This is a genomic window from Acidimicrobiia bacterium, assembly GCA_035651955.1.
Taxonomy (GTDB): domain Bacteria; phylum Actinomycetota; class Acidimicrobiia; order IMCC26256; family JAMXLJ01; genus JAMXLJ01.
Genome location: DASRES010000015.1, coordinates 166748 through 190034, shown reverse-complemented (window position 1 = coordinate 190034; position 23287 = coordinate 166748). Strand labels below are relative to the sequence as shown.

Annotated in this window: 19 protein-coding genes; 15 read left to right on the top strand and 4 right to left on the bottom strand. The window is 71.3% G+C overall.

All coding sequences use genetic code 11. The features are described 5' to 3' along the window. The first annotated feature begins 28 nt into the window (after positions 1–28). Genes VFC33_04580 through VFC33_04570 form a run of 3 tightly spaced genes read left to right on the top strand, consistent with a single transcriptional unit; the run spans position 29 to position 3452 of the window. The gene (locus VFC33_04580; protein HZR12507.1) at positions 29–1468 is read left to right on the top strand and encodes an OB-fold domain-containing protein; all 1440 of its coding nucleotides are present in this window, start codon (positions 29–31) and stop codon (positions 1466–1468) included. After that, positions 1468–2643: a thiolase domain-containing protein gene (locus VFC33_04575; protein HZR12506.1), complete on the top strand. Its 1176-nt coding sequence runs from the start codon at positions 1468–1470 to the stop codon at positions 2641–2643. Before VFC33_04580 ends, VFC33_04575 begins: the two co-directional genes overlap by 1 nt. Then, positions 2640–3452, top strand: a complete 813-nt coding sequence (locus VFC33_04570) for an enoyl-CoA hydratase-related protein (protein ID HZR12505.1) — start codon at positions 2640–2642, stop codon at positions 3450–3452. The genes VFC33_04575 and VFC33_04570 overlap by 4 nt, the downstream gene beginning before the upstream one ends. A gap of 57 nt (positions 3453–3509) precedes the next feature. Here the strand turns inward: VFC33_04570 and VFC33_04565 are convergent, their stop codons facing one another. Further along, entirely contained in the window at positions 3510–4343 is an 834-nt protein-coding gene (locus VFC33_04565) for a hypothetical protein (GenBank protein HZR12504.1), read from the bottom strand. Between the two features lie 148 nt (positions 4344–4491). Between VFC33_04565 and VFC33_04560 the strand changes: the two genes are divergently transcribed. The 7 genes from VFC33_04560 to VFC33_04530 all read left to right on the top strand — a co-directional run bounded on the left by VFC33_04560 (position 4492) and on the right by VFC33_04530 (position 13249). Next, positions 4492–5466, top strand: coding sequence for a phosphotriesterase-related protein (locus VFC33_04560; GenBank protein ID HZR12503.1), 975 nt, complete (start codon positions 4492–4494; stop codon positions 5464–5466). Positions 5467–5558: 92 nt separating this feature from the next. Next, complete coding sequence (locus VFC33_04555) at positions 5559–6476, top strand: SDR family oxidoreductase (protein HZR12502.1); 918 nt, start codon at positions 5559–5561, stop codon at positions 6474–6476. Positions 6477–6495: 19 nt separating this feature from the next. Beyond that, on the top strand, positions 6496–7674 hold the full coding sequence (locus VFC33_04550; protein HZR12501.1) for an acyl-CoA dehydrogenase family protein: 1179 nt from the start codon (positions 6496–6498) through the stop codon (positions 7672–7674). Positions 7675–7745: 71 nt separating this feature from the next. Further along, positions 7746–8738, top strand: coding sequence for an acyl-CoA dehydrogenase (locus tag VFC33_04545; GenBank protein HZR12500.1), 993 nt, complete (start codon positions 7746–7748; stop codon positions 8736–8738). 43 nt (positions 8739–8781) lie between these two features. Beyond that, the gene (locus VFC33_04540; GenBank protein HZR12499.1) at positions 8782–12342 is read left to right on the top strand and encodes a S8 family serine peptidase; all 3561 of its coding nucleotides are present in this window, start codon (positions 8782–8784) and stop codon (positions 12340–12342) included. Between the two features lie 45 nt (positions 12343–12387). Then, positions 12388–12747, top strand: a complete 360-nt coding sequence (locus tag VFC33_04535) for a helix-turn-helix transcriptional regulator (GenBank protein HZR12498.1) — start codon at positions 12388–12390, stop codon at positions 12745–12747. Further along, positions 12740–13249 carry a hypothetical protein gene (locus VFC33_04530; protein HZR12497.1) on the top strand — a complete coding sequence of 170 codons (510 nt, stop codon included), beginning with the start codon at positions 12740–12742 and terminating at the stop codon, positions 13247–13249. The genes VFC33_04535 and VFC33_04530 overlap by 8 nt, the downstream gene beginning before the upstream one ends. A 32-nt stretch (positions 13250–13281) precedes the next feature. On the opposite strand, the gene VFC33_04525 is transcribed toward VFC33_04530, so the two are convergent. Next, on the bottom strand, positions 13282–14058 hold the full coding sequence (locus VFC33_04525; GenBank protein HZR12496.1) for an iron-containing redox enzyme family protein: 777 nt from the start codon (positions 14056–14058) through the stop codon (positions 13282–13284). Positions 14059–14207: 149 nt separating this feature from the next. On the opposite strand from VFC33_04525, the gene VFC33_04520 reads away from it, so the two are divergent. Genes VFC33_04520 through VFC33_04505 form a run of 4 tightly spaced genes read left to right on the top strand, consistent with a single transcriptional unit; the run spans position 14208 to position 20422 of the window. Beyond that, a complete protein-coding gene (locus tag VFC33_04520) occupies positions 14208–16031 on the top strand; it encodes a hydantoinase B/oxoprolinase family protein (GenBank protein ID HZR12495.1) in 1824 nt (607 codons plus the stop codon). Further along, positions 16028–18154: a hydantoinase/oxoprolinase family protein gene (locus tag VFC33_04515; protein ID HZR12494.1), complete on the top strand. Its 2127-nt coding sequence runs from the start codon at positions 16028–16030 to the stop codon at positions 18152–18154. Before VFC33_04520 ends, VFC33_04515 begins: the two co-directional genes overlap by 4 nt. Further along, positions 18154–18720 (top strand): gluconate 2-dehydrogenase subunit 3 family protein, encoded by a 567-nt coding sequence (locus VFC33_04510; GenBank protein ID HZR12493.1) that lies wholly within the window; start codon positions 18154–18156, stop codon positions 18718–18720. Before VFC33_04515 ends, VFC33_04510 begins: the two co-directional genes overlap by 1 nt. After that, on the top strand, positions 18713–20422 hold the full coding sequence (locus VFC33_04505; protein ID HZR12492.1) for a GMC family oxidoreductase: 1710 nt from the start codon (positions 18713–18715) through the stop codon (positions 20420–20422). The genes VFC33_04510 and VFC33_04505 overlap by 8 nt, the downstream gene beginning before the upstream one ends. On the opposite strand, the gene VFC33_04500 is transcribed toward VFC33_04505, so the two are convergent. Beyond that, positions 20394–21755, bottom strand: a complete 1362-nt coding sequence (locus tag VFC33_04500; protein HZR12491.1) for an MFS transporter — start codon at positions 21753–21755, stop codon at positions 20394–20396. The two genes, VFC33_04505 and VFC33_04500, sit on opposite strands and share 29 nt — an antisense overlap. Before the next feature lie 100 nt (positions 21756–21855). Here VFC33_04500 and VFC33_04495 point away from each other — a divergent pair, with 100 nt between their 5' ends. Then, entirely contained in the window at positions 21856–22686 is an 831-nt protein-coding gene (locus VFC33_04495) for an enoyl-CoA hydratase/isomerase family protein (protein ID HZR12490.1), read from the top strand. Here VFC33_04495 and VFC33_04490 read toward each other — a convergent pair. Beyond that, on the bottom strand, positions 22683–23264 hold the full coding sequence (locus VFC33_04490; protein HZR12489.1) for a YbhB/YbcL family Raf kinase inhibitor-like protein: 582 nt from the start codon (positions 23262–23264) through the stop codon (positions 22683–22685). The two genes, VFC33_04495 and VFC33_04490, sit on opposite strands and share 4 nt — an antisense overlap. Positions 23265–23287: the final 23 nt, after the last annotated feature.

Here is a 23287-nt window from a genome sequence, read left to right as displayed (position 1 = left end):
AGGACACATGACGCTAGAGTCAGGTTCCGTGACGTCCCCCGCGCGCAGCTCCCCGGCCCGGATCGTCTCCGTCGGCGCGTCGGCCGCCGGCCTCCGTCTCGACGCCGCCGACGTCGGCGCGGCCTGGGGTCGCGGCGGCGGTCGGGGACGGACCGCGGTCTGTGCGCCGGACGAGGACGTCCTCACGCTGGCCGCGGAAGCCGCGGGTCGCGCGCTGACCGCGGCCGGGATCGACGGGGCGACGGTCGACGGGCTCTGGTGGGGCACGAGCCGGCCTCCGTTCGCCGAGGGCCCGAGCCACGCGCTCCTCGCCGCCGCGGTCGGCCTGTCACCGAACTCGTCCGGTGCGCTGTGCAGCGGCTCGACGCACGCCGGGATCGAGGCGCTGCTCGCCGCGGCCGACGCGGTCGCGGCGGGATCCGCACGGGTCGCGCTCGTCGTCGTGTCGGACGCGGTCGTGCCGGGCCCGGGGACCCCGTTCGAGACGCGATCGGGTGCGGGCGCGGCGGCGGTCGTGCTGTCGGCGGGCGACGGCCCCGCGACCATCGGGGCGCGTGTCACGCGGACGCGCCCGTTCCTCGACCGCTATCGCGGCGACGACGAACCGGCGACCCGGGACGTCTACGACGCCCGGCTGTTCCGCGAGGAGGTCTTCGTGCCGCTCGTGCGCGAGGTCGCCGAGCAGCTCGGCGCCCTCGACGTGAGCGCGTGGTCGCTCCCCGACCCCGACGGCCGCCTCGGCGCCGCGGTCGCGAAGCAGCTCGGCGCCGGTGCACCGGCGTCGAGCGCGGCGTACGGGGCCGTCGGCGACACCGGCGCGGCGGCGGCCCTCCTCGGCGCGGCCCAGGCGTTCGACGCGCCGGGCGCGGTGGGTGTCGTCGCGTACGGCGGCGGGCGCGCGACCGGGGTCGTCGTGACGGTCGACGCGCCGGTCCCCGGTGCGGCCGGCACCGCCGACGCGCTGGCCGGCGGGCGGAGCGCGAGCTACACGGAGGTGCTGCGGGCCCGCGGCCAGCTCGTCGCGACGGGTGAGACGGTCCCGATGGGCGTGCCGCCGGAGAGCGCGATGTTCGTGCGAGGCATGGACGAGATGCTCGGTCTGCTCGGCGCGCGCTGCGCCGACTGCGGGACGATCAGCACGCCGCCGTCGATCCATCCGACGTGCGTGCAGTGCGGCGGCACGAAGCTGGAGCCGGTCGCGCTCGCGCGGCGCGGCGTCGTGCACACGTTCGTCGTCAACCAGACGATGCCCGCGCCGTTCGTCGCGCCGCTGCCGATCGCGGTCGTCGACCTCGAGGACGGCGCTCGCGTGATGCTGCAGGTCGTCGGGGACGGCTCGGGGCTGCACGTCGGCTCGCCGGTGGAGCTGGTGTTGCGCAGGTACGCGTACGAGCGCGGCGTGCCCGTCTACGGGTTCAAGGCGCGCGCGACGGCGACGCAGGACGACAACGCTGCGGAGGGTGTGTGATGGCGTGGAACCGGGTCGCGGTCGTCGGCGCAGGGCTGATCAAGTTCGGGGAGCTGTTCGACCAGAGCTACGAGCAGATGGCGGCGGGCGCGTTCAACGCCGCGGTCGACGCGGTCGACAAGGGGTTCGACCCGCACCAGGTCGAGGCCGCGTTCGTCGCGACGCAGCGGGGCACGCTGTGGGGCCAGGAGGGCATCGGCGGCAACACGGTGCCGACCGCCATCGGCCTCGCGGGCATCGCGTGCACGCGCGTCGAGAACGCGTGCCCGTCCGGCTCGGACGCGTTCCGGGTCGGCGCGATGGCGGTCGCGAGCGGCGTGTACGACGTCGTGCTCGTGATCGGCGTCGAGAAGATGCGCGACAAGTCGACCGAGGAGGGGCTCCTGTCACGCGCCGCGGCCGGTCACCCGATCCTCACCCGAGGAGAGACCGCGCCCGTGCTGTTCGCGCCGTTCGCGACGCGTCACATGCACGAGTTCGGCACGACCCGCGAGATGCTCGCGTCGGTCGCGGTGAAGAACCACCACAACGGTGCGCTCGACCCGTACGCGCACTTCCAGAACGAGATCACCGTCGACGACGTGATGAAGTCGCCGCCGGTCTGCACGCCGTTGCACCTGCTCGACTGCTGCCCGCAGACCGACGGCGCCGCGGCGACGATCCTCGTCAACGCGGAGCGCGCCCGCGAGTTCACCGACAAGCCGGTGTACGTCGCGGGGTTCGGCGTCGCGACGGACCACCCGTACCTGCACGAGAAGTCGAGCTTCGTAGGGCTCCAGGCGACGACCGAGGCGTCGAAGCGCGCGTACGCGATGGCAGGGATCGAGCCGTCGCAGGTCGACATGGCCGAGGTGCACGACTGCTTCACGATCACCGAGATCCTCGACATCGAGGACCTCGGGTTCGTCGACAAGGGCAAAGGCGGCGTCGCGTCGCTCGACGGCGAGACGTCGCTCACGGGCCGCATCCCGGTCAACACGTCGGGCGGGCTGCTCGCCAAGGGGCACCCGATCGGCGCGACGGGCGTCGCGCAGCTGACGGAGTGCTGGTGGCAGCTGCGCGGGGAGGCGGGCGACCGGCAGGTCGAGATCCGCAACGGCTACGCGCTGCAGCACAACGTGGGTGGCCGCGGCTCGGGTGTGTCGGTCGTGAACATCCTGACGAACCAACGGTGACCGCCACGGCGACCGGCGTCCGGGTCGAGACCGGCGACGACCACGTCTGTCGCATCACGCTCGACCGGCCCGAGGCGAAGAACGCGCTCTCGATCGAGATGCGCGACACGATCGTCGACGCGGTCCGCGCGGGACGCGCCGACCCGGACGTGCGCGCGCTGCTCGTCACCGGTGTCGGCGACGCGTTCTGCGCGGGCATGGACCTCGGGGCCTCGACGGTCGCGCGAGCCGGTGGCGGCGAGTTCGAGACGCGCTCGACCTCGGAGGCGTTGCGCGTCGGCGTGCAGGCGTTCATCCGGGAGCTGTGGGAGCTCGACAAGCCGACCGTCGCCGCCGTGAACGGCGTCGCGGTCGGGCCCGGTGCGCACCTCGCGCTGGCGTGCGACTTCGTGATGGTGCACCCCGAGACGCGCTTTCTGTGGTCGTTCGCGAAGTGGGGGCTCGTCGTCGACGCCGGTGGCGCCTACCTGCTTCCCCGCCTCGTCGGGCTGCCGCGCGCCAAGGCGATGGTCATGCTCGGCGAGGGCTGCAAGGGCGCGGAGGCGGTCGACCTCGGCCTCGCGTACCGGTGCGTGGCGCAGGACGAGCTCGACGCCGAGGCGACCGAGCTCGCCGCCCGTCTCGCGGCGGGTCCGACGCGCTCGCTCGGCTTGTCGAAGCAATTGCTCAACGCGAGCTTCGAGACCGACCTCGCGCACTCGCTCGACCGCGAAGGCGCGTTCCAGTCGCTCGCGACGACGTCGTCCGACCTCGTCGAGGGCATGGCCGCGTTCAAGCAACGCCGCGACCCCAGGTTCACCGGGCGGTAACCACGCGAGATGCGGCACTGACGTACGGAATCCGTACGTCAGTGCCGCATCTTCGCGTCACCAGAGCTCGTCGACGTACTTGTCGGTGCCGATGACGGTCCGGAAGAACGGCGCCACGAGGTGGACGTCGCCGAGGCCCTGCTTGCCGATGCCGTCGGTGTAGCGGTGGAACCGGTCGAGGGTGTCGCGCACGTCGCCGGACACGAAGAACAGCTGGCACGCGCGCTCGGGCCCGCCGGCGCGTGAGCCGAGGTCCATGGGAACATCCTTCTCGTCGTTCTCGCCCGCCGACGGTGTCCACGTGCTCGCGATCTCGATGCCGGACCCCTGCATCAGCTCGGGCAGCAGCTCCTTCGACACCTTCTCGTGGAACCCGCGCGCGTCCGTGCCGCGCGCGTCGAACCACGCGGCGACGAGCCCGTCGTAGCCGTGGTCGAGCGCGAGCTCGACCGGCACCGCGACGTCGTCGGGATCGCGGTAGACCGCCCCGAGGTGGTCGAACAGCACGGTGTGCACGTGCTTGCGCTCCGCGAAGCCGCGGCCCTGCGCGTAGAGGTCGCGCACCTGCGGGCGGGCCCATTCGCCGAAGTGCTCCTCGTGATGGCCCTTCTCGACCCAGTAGATCGCGACGTACGAGCCGGCGTCGATCGGGTTCGCGATCGTCGTGTCGCCCTTCGGCCAGCGCAGGTCCTTGAGCTCGCGTGTCGCCACCCACCGGCTCCCCGCGAAGAGGAACGGGCCGATCATGCAGCCCGCGTAGAAGTGGTCCCGCTCGTACCACCGGTTGTACGCGCGCTCGTAGCCCTTCGACGGGTCCACGAGCGTGAGCAGCATGCTCCCGACCTTGATCGCGTAGTCGTCGACACCACCGACGTCGAGCGGGTAGTTCACGGTTGCCTCCGGCAGCTCGGTCCGACGGGTCCGGCGGCGACGCTATCTGACACGCCCTCAGGTGCGCGCCGCGCCTCGCCGAGCAGGCTCGGGTACCGTCCGCCGCCCGCGCCGAACGCGCAGCAGCGGGACGACAGGAGGTCGCGCCATGCCCACCGTCGAGACGGTCCGCGGGCCCGTCGACACCGCCGCGCTCGGGCCGACGTTGATGCACGAGCACGTCTTCGTCCTCAACACCGAGATCCAGCAGAACTACCCGGGCGACTGGGACGAGGAGGAGCGCGTCGCGGACGCCATCGCGAAGCTGAACGAGCTGAAGGCCCTGGGCATCGACACGATCGTCGACCCGACCGTCATCGGCCTCGGTCGCTACATCCCGCGCGTGCAGCGCGTCGCCGCGCAGACCGAGCTCAACATCGTTGCCGCGACGGGTGTCTACACGTACAACGACGTCCCGTTCTGGTTCCACTACCGGTTCCCGCAGCTGCAGCCCGACGGCGTCGACGTGATGGTGAAGATGTTCGTGCGCGACATCACGCAGGGCATCGCCGACACGGGCGTGAAGGCCGCGATCCTCAAGTGCGTCACCGAGGAGGCGGGCCTGACACCGGGCGTCGAGCGGGTGCTGCGGGCGACGGCGCGCGCGCACCGCGAGACCGGTGTGCCGATCACGACGCACACGAACGTCCAGCACTACCGCGGTCGTGACCAGCAGCGCGTCTTCAAGGAGGAGGGCGTCGACCTCGAGCGTGTGATCGTCGGCCACTCGGGTGACAGCACCGACCTCGACTACCTGCGCGAGCTGATGGACAACGGCTCGTACATCGGGATGGACCGCTTCGGCGTGGACGTGATCCTGCCGTTCGAGGACCGGGTGAACACGGTCGTGAAGCTGTGCGAGCAGGGCTACGCCGAGAAGATGGTCCTCTCGCACGACGCGTCGTGCTTCATCGACTGGTTCGACCTCGAGGTCCTGCACGTCGGCGCGCCGAACTGGAACTTCACGCACATCTCGGACGAGGTCCTCCCGGCGTTGCGCGACCGCGGCGTCACGGACGCGCAGATCGACGCGATGCTCGTCGGGAACCCCCGCCGGATCTTCGAGAACGTCGGCGCGTACTGACGGCGGGTGGGCTTTGGCCCGCCTGCGAGACCCGCCGCTACTGTCTGACACCGACGTCAGCAACCCGCCACGTGAGCACGACAGGAGTGAGCATGGGCCTGTTCGACGGGAAGGTCGCGATCGTCACCGGCGCGGGTCGCGGCATCGGGCGCGCCGAGGCGATGCTGCTCGCGGCCGAGGGCGCGTCGGTCGTCGTGAACGACCTCGGCGGCGACTTCAGCGGCGAGGGCAAGGACGACCGGCCCGCGCAGCTCGTGGTCGACGAGATCACGGGCGCGGGCGGCACGGCGGTCGCCAACTACGACGACATCGCGTCGTGGAAGGGCGGCGAGGCCGTCGTGCAGCAGGCGATCGACACGTTCGGCGGGCTCGACGTGGTCGTGAACAACGCCGGGATCCTGCGCGACAAGATGAGCTTCAACATGGACGAGTCCGACTGGGACGCCGTCATCAAGGTCCACCTGAAGGGCCACTTCGCACCGAGCAAGTTCGCCGCCGCGTACTGGCGTCAGCAGAGCAAGGCGAGCGGCGGGCCCGTGAACGCGAAGATCGTCAACACCGCGAGCGAGTCCGGCCTCTACGGCAACGCCGGCCAGGCCAACTACGCGGCCGCGAAGGCAGGCATCGCGGCGTTGACGATCGTCATGGCGCGCGAGCTCGAGCGGATCGGTGTCCGCGTGAACGCGATCGCACCGGTCGCGCGCACTCGCCTCACCGAGACCGTCGCGAGCGGGTTCATGAACGCGAAGGAGGGCGAGTTCGACAAGTTCGCACCCGAGAACGTGGCCGCCGGGGTCGCGTGGCTCGCGTCCGACCTCTCGGCCGGCGTCACCGGCCAGGTGCTGAAGATCCAAGGCGGGCTCGCGCAGATCGTGCAGGGCTGGCGGCCGATCACCGAGATCACGTCCGACAAGCCGTGGACGATCGCCGACATCGAGTCGGGCCGCGACACGCTGTTCGCCAAGTCCGACCCCGGCGTGCCACCGTTCATGTTCGGCCCGCAGGGCTGAGCGCGAGGGCCGTCCGCCGATGCACCTCGCGTGGGGTCCCGAGGAGGAGGCGTTCCGCGCCGAGCTCGTCGCGTTCCTCGACGAGCACCTTCCACCCGAGGCGCACCGGTTCCACGACTTCGCGGCCGCCGAGGACGAGGCGGGCGACGTCATCCCGCAGTGGGCCCGTGACTGGCAGGCGACGCTGTTCGACCACGGGTGGATGGTGCCCGGCTACCCACCCGAGCTCGGCGGCCGGAACGCGACACCCGTCCAGACGCTCGTGTACCTCGAGGAGATGGCGTCGCGCGGGATCCCGCGCGCGGTGCACTTCCCCGGGTACGCGATCGTCGGTCCGAGCCTGCTCGAGTTCGGCAACGACGCGCAGAAGCAGCTCGTCCCCGCGGCCATACGCGGCGACACGGTCTGGTGCATCGGGATGAGCGAGCCCAACGCGGGCTCGGACCTCGCAGGACTGCAGACGCGCGCGGAGCTCGACGGCGACCGGTTCGTCGTCAACGGGCAGAAGGTGTGGACGAGCTACGCGATGCACGCGCAGAAGTGCTTCTGCTACGTGCGCACCGACCCGGACGCTCCGAAGCACAAGGGCATCAGCGTGCTCATCATCGACATGGACACGCCCGGCATCGACATCCGCCCCCTCCGTCACATCAACGGGCTCGCCGGCTTCGCCGAGGTGTTCTTCACCGACGTCGTCGTCCCGCGCGAGAACCTCGTCGGCACGCTGAACGACGGCTGGCGCATCACCCAGGGCTCGCTGGCCCACGAGCGGGGCGGCCTGTGGGTCGAGGGCGTCGCCCGTCTCGAGCAAGGCGTGCGCGCGCTCGTGGATCTCGCGCACCGCGTCGGGGTCGCCGACGACCCGACCGTGCGACGGCGCATCGCGGAGTCCTACAGCAAGGCCGCCAGCCTGCGCGCGCTGGGCTACAAGGGCTTCACGAGCTTCGCGCAGGGCAGCTCGGCACCCGAGCACTCCTACATGAAGATGGCGACGTCCGAGGCGAGCAAGGCGGTGTTCGAGCTCGGGATGGAGATCCAGGGCGCATACGGACCGGTGGTCGACCCCGAGCGCGGGCAGGAGGACGGCCGCTGGGCACGCGGGTTCATGACGAGCTTCGCGGGGACCATCGCGGGAGGCAGCGCCGAGATCCAGCGCAACATCATCGCCCAGCGCATCCTGGGACTCCCTCGGGGGTGACGGTGACGACGGCGCGTTGGGTCGCTTTGTCGGCCATACGACGACTTTCTGTCCCAACACACGACCGGTAGATGGACTTCGCACTCACCGACGAGCAGGAGCTGCTGCGCGACACCGCGCGCGCGTTGCTCGCGCGCGAGTGCCCGACGTCGTTGCTGCGCGCGCACATGGACGACCCGTCGGTCGCGCGGCCGCTGTGGGAGCACCTGCGCGAGTTCTGCGCGCTCGGCACGGGGTCGGCCGTCGACCTGTGCCTCTTCGTGGAGGAGACCGGCTACGTCGCCGCGCCCGGACCGTTCTTCGCGACGGTCGCGCTGTTCGCACCGCTGCTGGACGCGATCGGCTCGGACCTCCTCGAGAAGGTGCTCGCAGGCGAGGTGACCGGAACGGTGGCGGTCGCGGGGCCCGACGGCGTGTGGCGCGCGAACGGCGACCCGGCGAAGACGTTCGTGCCCGAGGTGGCCCGCGTCGAGCACGTCGCCGTCGTCGACGCCGGACCGGTCGTCACGATCGTCGACACACCGCCCGCGCGACTCATCGAGACGATCGACACGACTCGCCGCCTGTTCGACGTCGACACCTCGTCGCTGCGAGCGTCGCCCGCCACTCCCGTCGACGAAGGCGCGCTCACGCGCGTCCTCGAGCGCGCGACCGTCGCGCTGGCGGCGGAGCAGGTCGGCACGTGCCGGCGCCTGTTCGACATGTCGCTCGCGTACGCCAAGGAGCGCGTGCAGTTCGACCGGCCGATCGGCTCGTTCCAGGCCGTCCAGCACAAGCTCGCGGACATGGCCCTCGACCTCGAGCGCGCGTGGGCGGCCGTCTACTACGCGGCGATGACGCTCGACGCCGACGACCGTGAACGGCACCGCGCGACGCACGCGGCCAAGGCGACGGCGGGCGTCGCGGTCCGCCGCATCGGCAAGGACTCGGTGCAGATCCACGGCGGCATCGGCTACACGTGGGAGCACGACCTTCACCTGTTCGTCCGCCGGGCGTTCGCGTCGGAGGCATGGTTGGGCAACGCCGACTGGCACCATGACCGGCTCGCGGAGCTGATCACGTAGCGGCGCGAGCCGGTCTCCGGACCGGTCGTCACGGAGGGGGCACATGGCACGGATGCGCACGCTCGTCGTCGTGCTCGCCGTCGTCGCGACGATCGTCGCGGGGACGGGGATCGCGCTGGCCGACTTCCCGCAGACCGCGCCCAACGACCCGGGCTACGCGCCGGCCGAGGGCAGCCCGGCGAACTGCCTGACGCACTCCGTCAACGAGGACCAGTACCACCTGTACTCGTTCATCCCGCAGTGCGCGAAGGCGACCGCGCACGACCCGGAGAACGCCGCCGGCATGTCGGCCGACGCGGCGTGGCGCGACTACACGACGGGGCGTCCCGACACGGTCATCGCGTACGTCGAGGGCGGCATCAACTGGCACTCGCCCGACGCCCGCGACCTCGTCGACAAGGTCTACCTGAACAAGGGCGAGCTCCCGCTGCCGTACGGGTCGACGACCTACGACGCCAACCACGACGGCGTGTTCAACGTCGAGGACTATGCGCACGACCCGCGCGTGCACGACACGAACGGCAACGGCTACCTCGACCCCGAGGACCTGATCGTCGCGTTCTCGAACGGCAAGGACGACGACCACGACGGCTACGTCGACGACATCTCCGGGTGGGACTTCTACGACAACCAGAACGACCCCGCGACGTACGACAGCGCCTACGGCCACTCCGACAACCAGATGCGGCAGGCGGCCGCGCAGACGAACAACGGCTTCGAAGGCGCGGGTGTCTGCCCCGGCTGCATGATCCTGCCGATCAAGGCCGGCGCCGAGGCGCTCGACCGCACCGACGACCTCGCCCAGGCGTGGTGGTTCGCGGCGGACTCCGGCGCGTCCGTGATCGTCTCGGTCACCGCGGACCTCGGCTACTCGAGCTTCATGCGCCAGACCGTCGAGGCGCTGTGGCGCAAGGGCGTGATCATGGCCGAGTCGTCGAACGACTTCGACTCGACCGACCATCAGGGCGGCATGTTCTGGCCGCACGTGCTGCCCGGCAACGGCATCCTGTCGAGCTCGGCGGGCGTGCCGGGCACCGCGGCGAACGCGCTCACGACGAACTTCCGCGAACGCTCCGACCTCACGTCGTTCGGGACGCACAACATGTTCTCGGTGCCGACCCAGGGCGGGAGCACGTCGGAGTCGACACCGACGATCGGCGGCGCGGCCGCGCTCGTGTCGTCGTACGGACGCGTCGCGTCCGACCAGGGTCTGATCCACGGCGCGCTGAGCGGTCCCGAGGTCGTGCAGGTGCTGCGCGCGACGGCGTCCGACATCGACGACCCGACGCTGCGGTGGCCGGGCGCGCCCGGATGGGACCTCCAGTACGGCTACGGCCGGCCCAACGTCCACCGCGCGATGCAGGCGATCTCGACGGACGACATCCCGCCCGTCGGCTGGATCACGTCGCCCGACTGGTACTCGATCTACGACCCGACGGTGACGTCCCGCGTCCCGGTGCAGGGCCACGTGGAGGCGAAACGTTCCACCGGCTACTCGTGGACGCTGCAGTTCGCGCCGGGCGCGCAACCAACCGAGTCACAGTTCGTCACCGCCGGGACGGGTACGGGCACGACGCCGCGCGACACGACCCTCGGCACGCTCGACCTGTCGAAGATCCCGCCGTCGTTCTGGAACGCCCCGTACCAGGAGTCGCACACCAAGTCGCTGGAGGCCACCGAGCAGTACACGGTGACGATCCGTCTCCGCGTGACGGACGCGCACGGTCGTGTCGGCGAGGACCGGCGCACGATCGCGGTGCACCACGACCCCGCGCTGCGGACGGGGGCGCCCCTCCGGTTCGGCATCGGAGGCGAATCGCAGACTGCGCTCGTCGACCTCCAGGGAACCGGTCACCTGGCCGCGGTGTTCGGTGACGCCGACGGACGGGTCCACGCGATCGACCCGACGACGGGACACGAGCTCCCCGGCTGGCCCGCGCGCACGGACCCGACCGTCGTGACGAAGACCCACGCGGGCATCGACCCGGGCCACGAGTCGATCGTCGCCAGCGTCGCGGTCGGCGACCTCGACCACGACGGACACCTCTGGGTCGTCGCGACGTCGACGGCGGGCAAGGTCTACGTCTTCGACTCCACCGGCCATCGACGACCGGGGTGGCCGCTGACGATGAACCACGGCGTCGTACCGCCGCCGATCCCGCGTCCCGCGCTCCCGCACACGCGCCTGCCCGTGCAGGGCGCGACCGCGTCGCCCGTGCTGGACGACCTCAACGGCGACGGGCACCTCGACGTCGTGCAGGCCGGTTGGGACGGCTACCTGCACGCGTGGGACGCGAACGCGAAGCCGCTGCCCGGATGGCCGGTGCACGTGACGTTGCCCGCGGGCTTCACCCCGCCCGCCGGGACGACGATCGTGAACGACAACAAGCTCGACGCGACCGCGACGATCGCGGACCTCGACGGCAACCACCGTCCCGAGATCGTCGTGCGCAGCCAGTACAGCGCGATCACCGGTGACGGCATCCAACCCGGCGGCACGTCGTACCTCTTCGCCTACCACGCCAACGGCACGCCCGTCGCGGGATGGCAGCCGCTCGCGATGCCCGGGCTGCTCGAGTACTACGGCTCCGCGCAGGAGTTCATCACCGAGGGCTCCGACGTCCCCGTCGCCGCCGACGTGAACGGGGACGGCCGCGACGAGATCGAGTCCGCGCCCGTCTTCACCCCGCCGCGCCTGTTCGGCGGGAACGGCACGCTGATGACGACATACGGTTCGGACGCCGCCGCGACGAGCGCGTTCCTCTCGATCCTCGGCAACCGCGCGGGCCTGTTGACCGGCTCGGTCACGCCGGTCGACATACCGATCAGCTTCACGACGAGCGGCGTGTTCGGCCGCGTCGGCGGCGGGCCGTTGTCGTTCGTCGCACCCGCGACCAGTGCGGGCTCGATGGCCGCCGCGCTGCTCGTGCCGTCGTCGGGGTTCGGGATCCACAACCTCGACACGGCGTACGACGCCGCGACCGGCGCGCCACGTGCCGGCTACCCGACCACCTTGCAGGGCCTCGACTTCCTCGGCGCCGCGCTCGTGACCGACGTGAACGGCGACGGCAAGCCCGACGTCGTCGACACGACCGACTCGTCGGCGCTGTCCGCGCACGACGGCGCGGGCGCGCTCGTGACCGGGTTCCCCCGCTTCACGGGTGGCTGGGCACTGTGGTCCGCGAGCGCGGGTGACGTCGCGGCGAGCGGGACGAACGACGTGGTGGTCGTGACACGCGAGGGATACCTGTTCGACTGGAAGACGGCCGGCCGGGCGAGCGCGAACTCCGAATGGTGGACGTACCACCACGACGAGCACCGCACCGGCCGCTACGGCGTCGACACGCGCCCGCCCGGGACGCTGCGCGACCTGCGCCGCGCCGGCAGGACGGTGACCTTCACCGCGCCCGGTGACGACTGGTACGACGGGCGCGCGCTCGGATACCTCGTGCTGTCGTCGAAGGGGTTCTTCGGCGTGCTGTCGTCCGGACCGGCGGGGACCACGCAGACGATCACGCTGCCGGCCGGCGCGCAGCACGTCGGCGTCGTGGCGGTCGACGCGGCAGGGAACTTCGGCCCGCTCGTCCTCGCACCCGGCCCCTGAGAGAGACCTCATCGGTACTGTCGAGATAGCTGATAGGCTATCGGCATGGCAGCAGACCGTCCCGGACGCCAGGTCCTCAGCAGGGTCGACACCGGCGCGCTGGTCCGCGACGCGCGCCGGTACGCGGGCATCACCCAGGCGGAGCTGGCCCGCCGCCTGGGGACCAAGCAGTCGGTGATCTCACGGTGGGAGCGCGGCGCCGACATCCCGCGCGTCGACACGCTCGGGCGCATCCTCCAGGCGTGCGGCTTCGAGGCCGACCTCACCTTCCGGCGCCACGACGACGAGGACCGCACCCAGCTCGCGCTCAACCTCGCGATGACGCCCGCGCAACGTCTCCGGACCGTCGAGCACGTGTCGCGGTTCGCCGCGAGCGCCCGACGGCACGACCGAGCCAGTGCCTGAGCCGCTCCAGCCCGAGGCAATGCTGCGCGTGCTCGCCGAGCACGACGTCCGCTACGTCTTGATCGGCGGGCTCGCCGGCGTGCTCTACGGATCTTCGGCGCTGACGAACGACGCCGACATCTGCCCCGAGCGGTCGCACGAGAACCTGGTACGGCTCGCCGCGGCGTTGCGGCAGATGGACGCGCGAGTGCGCGCGCACACAGAGCCCGACGGACTGGCCTTCGCCTGCGACGCCGAGCTCCTCGCGCGTATGGCGATGGTGAACTGCACTACGCGCTACGGCGACTTCGACATCTCGTTCGTCCCGGCGGGGACGAACGGCTACGACGACCTCGTCGAACACGCGGTGCACTTCGACATCGACGGCGTTGCCGTGAAGGTCGCCTCGCTCGCCGACATCATCCGGTCGAAGGAGACCGCGAACCGGCCGAAGGATCACCGGACCCTGCCGATCCTCTACGCACTGCAGGACGAGATCGAGGGTCGTAGGGGCGGGCGATAGCACGCGCGACGCCTCGACGTCCGCGCCGCGCGTCAGCCCCGCAGCGCGCCCGGTTCGTCGAGCCAGCGGTTGAGCGCGACCGTGCGCGCGTTGCGGCACACGAGCACGTGCTCCACCGCGCGTCGGATGCGGCGCTGCTGCCCGGCCGTGATCGCGACCTGCCGGAGCAGGTAGTCCGCGGCCGCGCCGTGATCCTCCTCGGCGTACGCGTGGACCTTGAAGTTCTCGACGTCGATGCCGTAGTGCTCGCGCATCCCCTCGTACATCTTCTTCGCGTACCCGGTCGACGCGGCGAAGCGCTCCCCCGCCCAGCCGAACGCGGCGAGGCCCTCCTCGTACGAGCGACGCATGTAGAAGAGCGTCGTGAACACCGAGCCGATCGACTCCGGCATCGCGCGGTACGACAGCAGCTCGTCGTCGCTGATGCCGAGCTGCCGGGCCCACTCGATCTTCATGTCGACATGGTTCCGGTCGCCCGCGAAGCCGGTCTCGTCGGCGAGGTTCTGCAGCCAGTGCTGGAAGTGCTCGCTCGTGCCGAGGTCGAGCGCGTCGACGTCCGGCGCGTTCGACACGATCGAGCCGAACTCGGTCGTGTACCACTTGCCGAGGAAGTAGTACTCCTTGGCGAGCCGCTTCAGGAGCTCCATCGACAGGGTCCCGTCGGCGACGCGCTCCCACACGAGGTTCTTCTCGGTCGCGATCTCGGCCTGCAGCGCCTCGAGCCCGGCCATGAACTCGTCGACGGGCAACGCGCCCTCCGTCTCGGCACGAGACCCGCGAACGTCGACGAACTCCCGGTGCTCGGACACGGCACACCTCCGGTTGCTCCCCGCGGCCGCTTCGAATGTACGGCGGCCCGACGGCCGTGTCAGCCGGGGACCGGCCCACCGGGCCGGTGTACGCTTGAGGTGACGCACGTGTCAGCTTCAGCCGTGACCCGCGTGACCCGGAGGCAGCGATGACCCACGTCGACCTCGTCCAGCTCGCCGGCCACCGGGGTCGCCTGAGCGAGCGCCCCACCGTCGACCAGGTGACCGCCGAGGTCGTGCGCGGCGCGATGGAGACCATCTGCTTCGAGATGGCGACCTACGTCAGCCGCACCGCGACCACACCGATCCTCAACCAGAGCAACGAGCGCAACGCGACGATCCTCGACGCCAAGGGACGGCTCGCGGCGCTGTCGGTCGGCATCCCGCAGTTCATGCTGACGTCGACGTTGCCCGTGCGCTTCGCGCTCGAGTTCCTCGGCGCGGACGAGTTCCGCGAGGGCGACGTGTTCGTCGCCAACGACCCGTACCACGGCGGCGGGCACCTCCCCGACTACAACGTCTTCGCACCCGTCTTCGCGGACGACGCCGACGGCAACCGGCGCATGGTGCTCATCGCGAGCATCCAGTGCCACCACGGCGACACCGGCGGTGGTGTGCCCGGCGGTTACAACGTCACCGCGGGCGACATCTGGGGCGAGGGCGTCCGGTGGCCGGCCGTGAAGGTGATCGACCGCGGCGTCGAGCGGCGCGACGTGCTGTACGCGCTGCAGGCGAACAACCGCCTCCCCGACTACATCGGCGACCTGCGCGCGCAGATCGGCGCGGCGCAGCTCGGCGTCCGTCGCCTGAGCGAGGTGATCGACGCGTACGGCAGGCAGGGCGTCGAGGAGTCCGTCGACCACATGATCGACTACGCCGCGAAGCGCTTCCGCGAGGAGGTCGCCGAGTGGCCCGACGGCGTGTACGAAGCCGACGCGTACGTCGACCACGACCCGCTCGGCAATCCCGACATCCACCTGCACGTGAAGATCACGGTCGACGGCGACGACCTGACGATCGACTACACGGGCAGCGACACGCGCCAGGAGATCCAGGCGTGGTCGACGTTCGGCAACACGCGCGGCTACACGATCGGGCAGATCGCCTCGATGATGGACCCCGAGATCCCGAAGAACGAGGGCTTCTTCGACCAGATCAAGCTCGTCGTGCCGAAGGGGTGCGTGCTCAACCCGCACCCGAACAAGCCGGTGAGCGCGGGCACGCACCACCCGGGCGCGGACGTCGGCGAGGTGATCGCGGTCGCGATGCAGCACGTCCTGCCGGACAAGGCCGTGCCCCAGACCTACAAGACGGGCATCCCGACGATCATCGTCGGCCAGGACCCGCGCACCGGCGCGACGTTCACCGACCATTCGGCCGAGGTCTACGCGGGCTGGTGCAATGCGGCGAAGGGCATGGACGCGTGGGGTGCGCAGAACGCGAGCTTCGGCAACCTGTGGAAGGCGACCGCCGAGATCAACGAGAGCCTCTACCCGCACGTCCAGTGGAGCCGGGACTACCGCACGGACTCGGGCGGTGCGGGCCAGTGGCGCGGCCTGTGCGGCAGCCACTACGAGAAGGAGGTGCTCGTCGACGCGAAGGTCTACACGTACGTCGTCGGCATGAAGTACCCGATGCCTGGGATCTGCGGCGGCGACCCCGGCGAGCCGAACAAGATGGTGATCCGCTACGGCTCCGACGACCCGTTCGTCGTGCAGCACACCGCGGACTGGGTGCCGATCAGCGCCGGCCAGCGGATCATGTACGACTACGGCGGCGGCGGCGGTTGGGGCGATCCGCTCGACCGCGACCCGCAGGCCGTGCTCGACGACGTCCTCGACGAGTACGTGAGCGTCGAGGGCGCCACGCGCGACTACGGCGTCGTGCTGACCGGCTCGCTCGACGACCTCACGCTCGCGGTCGACGAGGACGCGACTCGGGAGGTCCGAACACAGCGGCGGACACATTCGTGAGCCGGATCGGAGCGGCGAGCGACCGCGGCCCGGGTATCCCGGGCCGCAGCGAGCGCGACCATGGATATCGCGTTGGCATCGACGTCGGCGGGACGTTCACCGACCTCATCTGCGTGACTCCCGCGGGTGAGGTCGTGCTCGACAAGACGCCGACGACGCCCGAGGACCAGTCGATCGGCGTCATGAACGGGCTGACGCAGCTGGCGGAGCGATTCGGCGTGTCGCTCACCGAGCTGTGCCGGGAGCTCGACATCGTCGTGCACGGGACGACGACGGCCGACAACACGATGATCGAGATGAACGGTGCGCCCACCGGGCTGCTCGTCACCGAGGGTCACCGCGACGAGATCGAGATGCGCCGGGTCCACAAGGAGGAGATCTGGGACCCGACGTACCCGCCGCCCGAGCCGATCGCGCGCCGCCGCGCGCGGATCCCGATCCCGGAGCGAATGAGCTTCGAGGGCGAGGTCCTCATGCCGCTCGACGAGGACGCCGTGCGCCGCGGGGTCCAGCGGCTCCAGCGGCTCGGCGTGCGCTCGATCGCGGTGATGTTCCTGTTCAGCTTCGTCAACCCCGCGCACGAGCGCCGCGCCGCGGAGATCATCCGCGAGGAGTTCCCCGACGTCGAGCACGTCTCGCTCTCGCACGAGGTGATGCCGCGCGGGCCCGAGTTCGAGCGGACGTCGACGACGCTCGTCAACGCGTATGTGGCGCCGCGCATCCAGTCGTACGTGCAGCGCCTGACCGAGAAGCTGCGTGCCGCGGGCTACGCGGGGCAGCTGCTCATCATGCAGTCGACCGGTGGTGTGATGCCGCCCGACTACGTCTCGCGGCGCGCGGTGTCGTTGCTCGCGTCGGGTCCGACCGGTGGCGTGATGGGTGCGACGCTCGCGGCGTCGAAGGTCGGCGTCGACCGGTTCGTCGCGGTCGACATGGGCGGCACGAGCTTCGATCTCTGCCTCGTCCGCCACGGCAAGCCCGAGATCAAGACCGACTGGAACTGGCGGTACCGCTACTACATCGGGATGCCGATGGTCGACGTGCAGAGCGTCGGCGCAGGCGGCGGTTCGATCGCGCGGGTGCGGCAGGGCGCGCTGCTCGTCGGCCCCGAGAGCGCGGGATCGCAGCCCGGGCCCGTCTGCTACGGCCGCGGTGGCACGCGCCCGACGGTGACCGACGCCGACGCCGTGCTCGGGTACCTCCCGGTCGACGGGTTCGCCGGCGGACGGATGCGTCTCGACGTCGACGGGGCGCGTGAGGCGATCCGGCGTGACGTCGCGGAGCCGCTCGCGCTCGACGTCGTCGAGGCCGCGTGGGGCATCGAGCGGATCGTCAACGCGAACATGGCCAACGCGACGCGCAAGGTCCTCGCGGGGCACGGCGCCGACCCGCGCGACCTCGCCGTCATCGCGTACGGCGGCAACGGCGCGGTGCACGCGTGGGCGATCGCGAACGAGCTCGGCGTGGACCGCATCCTCGTGCCGAAGGCGGCACCCGCGTTCTCGGCGCTCGGCGTGCTCGTCGCCGACTACGTCGTCGACATCGTGCGCGCGTACGTCGTGCCGCTGTCGCAGGTCGACCTGGGCCGGCTGCGCGGGTTGATGACGGAGCTGAGCGACGAGGCCCGCAAGGAGCTCGAACCGACCGGTTTGCCGGAGAGCCAGGTCGAGGTCGCGCTGTACGCGCAGATGTGCTACCCGGGCCAGAACTTCGACATGAGCGTGCCGGTCCCCGAGGGCACCTCGCTCGACGAGCCCGGCCTGCTCGACCTGATGGAGCGCTTCCACGACGAGCACGAGGCCGACCGCGGGTTCTGCTTCCGCAACCAGCAGCCGGTCCTGCGGGGCGTGCGCCTGGTCGCGCGAGGTGCGACGCCGAAGCCGTCGCACCTCGGCGAGACCGGTGACGTCGCCGATGTCGAGCGCGCGCGTCGCGGGACGCGACCTGCGTACTTCGGCGTCGAGTTCGTCGACACCCCCGTGTACGACGGCGCCGCGCTCGGTCCTGGTGCGGAGGTGCACGGCCCGGCGCTCGTCGAGGAGCCGTTCACGGTCGTCGTCGTGCCGCCCGCGTGGCGGGCCCGTCTCGACGAGCTCGGCAACTACGAGCTGCGCGCCGAGTAGTGCCTGTCTGGTTCGACGAGCAGTCGTACGCGGTCGTCCGCGCCGCGCTCGACCGGCTGATCCCCGCCGAAGGCGAGCACCCGGGCGCGGTCGCGGCCGGCGTGACCGACTACGTCGACGGGCTGCTCGGCGCGTTCACGTTCGACCCGCCCCGCATCTTCGCGGGCGGCCCGTTCTCGGGCCGACACGGCGGCGAACCGTCGTTCGCGCGCTTCACGCCGCTCACGCGGCTGCAGGAGCTCGCGTGGCGGACACGCATCGAGGGCTCGAACGGGATCGCGGAGCGCGAGTTCAACGGACCCGTCGTCGGGTGGCAGCAGCGCTACCGAGACGGGATCGCCGCGCTCGGCGACGACTTCTGCGAGGTCGACGGCGACGAGCAGGACCGCCGTCTCGCCGCGGTGCCCGGATTCCGTCACCTGCTGTACGAGCACGCGTGCGAGGGCGCGTACGGCGCGCCCGAGTACGGGGGAAACCGCGACGGGTCGGTGTGGGCGGCGATCGGCTTCCCGGGCGACGTGCAACCGCGCGGCTACACCGACGAGGAGGTCTCGGGCCGTGAGTGATCACGACTGCGACGCGGTCATCGTCGGGTCGGGTCCTGCGGGGTCGACGGTCGCCGACGTGTTGACGTCGGCGGGGTGGTCCGTCGTGATGCTCGAGAAGGGCGCCAACCACCTGTTGCACCTCGATCCGCCGTTCGGCGGCAAGGGCGAGATCACGAACGACGAGATCAAGTTCACGCGCCGCTGGTTCCTCGGACCCGACCCCCTGCTCGAGCCGCGCACGTACCGCCGCGCCGACGACGACGGCGATCGGCTGATGGTCGGCGAGGTCAACAACCTCCCGTCCACGCTCGGCGGCGGCGGCTTCCACGCCGACGGGAAGCTGCCCCGCTTCCGCGAGGTCGACTTCCACGCGCGGTCGGAGCTCGGCCCGATCGACGGTGCCGATCTCGTGGACTGGCCGGTCGACTACGACGAGATGGAGGCGTACTACGCGGCCGCGGAGCGGCTGATCGGCGTGGCGGGCGACCACACCGCGAACCCGTTCGCGTCGTGGCGATCCGGCCCGTACCCGATGCCGCCCGGTCCCGACATGTTCGTCGCCGTGCTGACTGGCGCCGCCGCGACGAAGCTCGGCCTGCACCCCTACCGCGCGCCGACCGGCGCGAACAGCGTCGAGTACGACGGGCGTCCGGCGTGCAACAACTGCGGGTTCTGCGCGTACTACGGCTGTCCGATCGAGGCGAAGGGCGACCCGATCGCACCGCTGCGCAACGCGCTGCGGACCGGACGTCTCGACGTGCGGCCGGAATCGTACGTCGTCGACGTCGTGCTCGACCCGAGCGGCAGGCAGGCGCGCGGCGTGCGCTACCGCGACGTCGAGGGCACGACGCACGAGATCCGGGCCCGCCACGTCGTGCTGGCGTGCGGCGCGTTCGAGACCCCGCGCTTGTTGCTGCGCTCCGAGATCGGGAACTCCTCGGGCCTCGTCGGCCGGTACCTCATGTACCACTTCCAGACGTTCACGCTCGGCATCTTCCCGTTCCGCCTGCACGCCTACCGCGGGCGCGCGGTGACGCACCTGCACGACGACTTCCTCGTCCCCGACGACGACGCGCTCGCCGCAGCGCGCGCCGCCGGGCTGCCCTACTTCCGGGGCGGGATCGTCGAGCACGGCGGTGCGTCGTTACCGCTGATGGAGGCGATCCACACCGGCGCGGGCCGTCACCACAGCGCCGCGATGCTGCACTCGGCGATGCGCGACCACATGGGCGCGTTCACCGTCCAGGGCGAGGACATGCCCCAGGCGACGAACCGCGTCGACCTCGACCCGGCCGTGCGCGACGTGTGGGGGTTCCCCGCCGGGCGCGTGACGTACCGGCCCCATCGTCACGAGATCGCCGCGTCACGACACTGGGCGCCGTTGCTCGAGCGGGTCATGAAGGAGGCGGGCGCGACGCATGCGTTCAGCGTCACGTCGCCGCCGCTCGTGGGCGAGCCCGGCGCGGACACCGACTTCATGGCGCCGGCGTCGCGTCACGTGATGGGGACCGCGCGCATGGGTGACGATCCGACCACGAGCGTGTGCGACCGTTGGCAGCGCCTGCACGACGTCGACAACGTGCTCGTCGCCGACTCGTCGGTGTTCCCGACGTCGACGGGTTACGGACCGACGCTCACGATCGTCGCGCTCGCGTTGCGTGCCGCCCGCGCGCTCGCGGGGCTCGAGCCGCTCACGTCGCAGCGACCTCCGGACGCGTAGCTCTCGCTCGCTCGCGCGCGAGCGGGAGCACGGCCGCGCCGAGCAGCGCGACGACGACGCCGACGCGCAGGACGCCCTCGATGGCGAGTCCCTCGGCGTGCGCACCGTGGCCGTGCTGCAGCTGCTCGATGAGCGTCGCGGTGAGCGTCGTCGCGAGCGCGGCCCCGACGAGCAGCGCGGTCGTCACGAACCCCGATGCCGCGCCGGACTCGGCCGCGGGAACGACGGCGAGCGTGCCCGAGTTGGTGGCCGCGTAGGCGAGACCCAGGCCCAGGCCGACCAGCGACGCGCCGACGAAGTAGGTCGGCCATCCCGTCGACGCGGAGAACACGGCGAACCCGGGCGCGGACAGGAGCAGGCCGGCACCCATGAGCGTCCGCAACTCGTGGCGCTGGCTCAGCTTCCCGGACAGCGGACCGCCGATGGCGGCGCCGATCGAGAGGGGCAGGAACAGGACGCCGGCAACCATCACGGACACGCCGCGCACCTGCTGCAAGAACAAGGTCACGCAGAAGACGGCGAGCGCGAACGTGAAGTTCCCGGCGAGCCCGGCGCCCGACATCACCATCAGCGGGCGGTTCCGGAGCAGCGCGGGGGGTACGAGCGGCGCGCGCACACGGTGCTCCAGGACGACGAAGCCGACGAGCAACACGGCCGACGCGACCAGGAGACCGACGATGCGCACCGATCCCCATCCCCAGCCCGGACCGCGGTCGATCGCGAGCGTCAGCGCGACGATGCCGCCGCTGACCGTCAGCAGACCGGGAAGGTCGACGTGACGCGACGCGGTCTCGTCACGCGACTCGCACACGAACGTCGTCACGAGCGCGATCGCGCCCGCGGCGACGGGAACGTTCAGGAAGAAGATCCACCGCCAGCTCAGCGTCTCGGTGAGCACCCCGCCGACGAACGGGCCGAGCGCCATGCCGATCCCCGAGATGCCCACGATGATCCCGATCGCGCGCGCCTGCCGATCGGCGGGGAACGCGTCGACGAGCACGGCCATGCTCGCGGGGAACAGCGCGGCCGCGCCGATGCCCTGGACGGCCCGGGCGCCGACGAGCAGCCCGACGCCGTTCGACAGCCCGCACACTGCGGACGCGGCGCCGAACACGGCGGCACCGCCGATCAGCATGCGCCGGCGGCCGAAGATGTCACCGAGCCGTCCCGCCGCGATGAGCGCCGCGGCGAAGGCGAGGACGTACCCGCTGATGGCCCACTGCAGGTCGGTGGTCGAGACGTGCAGGTCGTGCGACATCGGCGGCAGCGCGACCGAGAGCGACCAGTAGTCGAGCGTCACGCAGATCTGCGAGAGCCCGACCGCGACGAGCACCAGTCGCAAGCGCCGATCGTCCATCTCCACGCCCCAGTGTCGTCACCGGCGACGGCCGACTGTAGTGACGGCGCCGCGTGTCACGTGCGAGCCTGCGACCATGCCGGAGCCGTACACGACGCTGCGCATCGATCGCGACGGCGGGATCGCCGTCGTCACGATCGACCACCCGCCGATGAACCTGCTGGACGCGGCGCTCGTCACCGACCTGAACGGCCTGCAGGCCGAGCTGGCCGCCGACGACGGGCTGCGCGTCGTCGTGTTCCGGAGCGCGGATCCGGAGTACTTCGTCGCGCACGCGGACCTCGCGATGATCCGCGGGCTACCGCGCGACGCGGCGACCGCGACCGAGGCCATGCGGGGCATCCACGGCTTCATGGAGCGGTGGCGGACGCTCGACAAGGTGACGATCGCGCAGCTCGAGGGTCGCGCCCGTGGTGGCGGGAGCGAGCTCGTGCTCGCGCTCGACCTGCGGTTCGCGGCGATCGGTCGCGCGGTGTTGAGCCAGCCGGAGGTCGCGCTCGGGATCATCCCCGGCGCGGGCGGGACGCAGCGGCTCGCACGGCTCGTGGGTCGCGCACGCGCGCTCGAGATCGTTACTGGGTGCGCGGACTTCGACGCGCTCATGGCGGAACGCTACGGCTGGGTCAACCGCGCGCTCCCTGCGGACGAGATCGGTCCGTTCGTCGACGCGCTCGCGCGCCGCATCGCGTCGTTCCCACCACACGCAATCCGTCTCGCGAAGCAGGCCGTCGATGCCGGCGCGGCGTCGTTCGAGGACGGGCTCGCCGCGGAGCGCGCCGCGTTCGCGGCAACGGTCGCCGACCCCGACCTCGACGCCCGCTTCGACGACGCGCTGGCGGTCGGGCTGCAGACGCGCGACGCGGAGCTCGACCTCGACGCGCTGCTCGACGCCTTCCGCGGGCGCTAACGCCCGTACCGGCCGACGAGCGTCCCCTCGGCGAGGACCTTCCCGTCCATGTTCGAGCGGAGGTCGTCGATCGACGCGCCGTCGGCGAGCGCGACCGGCGACGAGAGGGCGTAGATCGTGAAGACGTAGCGGTGCGCCTTGTCGCCCTTCGGTGGACACGGGCCGCCGTAGCCGGTCTTGCCGAAGCCCGTCCGGCCCTGGTGGACGCCGTCGGGCAGGACACCCTCGTCGAGCTCGTGCGTCGCCGGGTCGATGCCCCACACGACCCAGTGCACGAACGTCCCGCCGGGCGCGTCGGGGTCCACCATCGTGAGGGCGAGCTCGGCCGCGCCTGCGGGAACACCGTCCCACGTCAGCGGGGGCGACACGTCTTCGCCGTCGCACGTCGAGCGGGTCGGGATCATGGCGTCGTCGGCGAACAGGGCGCTCGACAGCGTCATCGTCATCGGGGCCTCCCGGTTGGTCGTCGGGCGGGACCGGGGAGAGGTGCCCGCCCCGGACGGACCCGACCCGCACGCCGCCAGCAGCGTTCCGAGCGTCGTCGACGCGAGCACCACGGCGACCGCGCGGGCCCCCATCACGGGGCGACCGTACCCAGCGC

Coding starts and splice junctions, on each gene's coding strand:
- VFC33_04575 (HZR12506.1), top strand. CDS start 1,468: ATGGCGTGGAACCGGGTCGCGGTCGTCGGCGCAGGGCTGATCAAGTTC.
- VFC33_04560 (HZR12503.1), top strand. CDS start 4,492: ATGCCCACCGTCGAGACGGTCCGCGGGCCCGTCGACACCGCCGCGCTC.
- VFC33_04555 (HZR12502.1), top strand. CDS start 5,559: ATGGGCCTGTTCGACGGGAAGGTCGCGATCGTCACCGGCGCGGGTCGC.
- VFC33_04550 (HZR12501.1), top strand. CDS start 6,496: ATGCACCTCGCGTGGGGTCCCGAGGAGGAGGCGTTCCGCGCCGAGCTC.
- VFC33_04545 (HZR12500.1), top strand. CDS start 7,746: ATGGACTTCGCACTCACCGACGAGCAGGAGCTGCTGCGCGACACCGCG.
- VFC33_04540 (HZR12499.1), top strand. CDS start 8,782: ATGGCACGGATGCGCACGCTCGTCGTCGTGCTCGCCGTCGTCGCGACG.
- VFC33_04535 (HZR12498.1), top strand. CDS start 12,388: ATGGCAGCAGACCGTCCCGGACGCCAGGTCCTCAGCAGGGTCGACACC.
- VFC33_04520 (HZR12495.1), top strand. CDS start 14,208: ATGACCCACGTCGACCTCGTCCAGCTCGCCGGCCACCGGGGTCGCCTG.
- VFC33_04495 (HZR12490.1), top strand. CDS start 21,856: ATGCCGGAGCCGTACACGACGCTGCGCATCGATCGCGACGGCGGGATC.
- VFC33_04490 (HZR12489.1), bottom strand. CDS start 23,264: ATGGGGGCCCGCGCGGTCGCCGTGGTGCTCGCGTCGACGACGCTCGGA.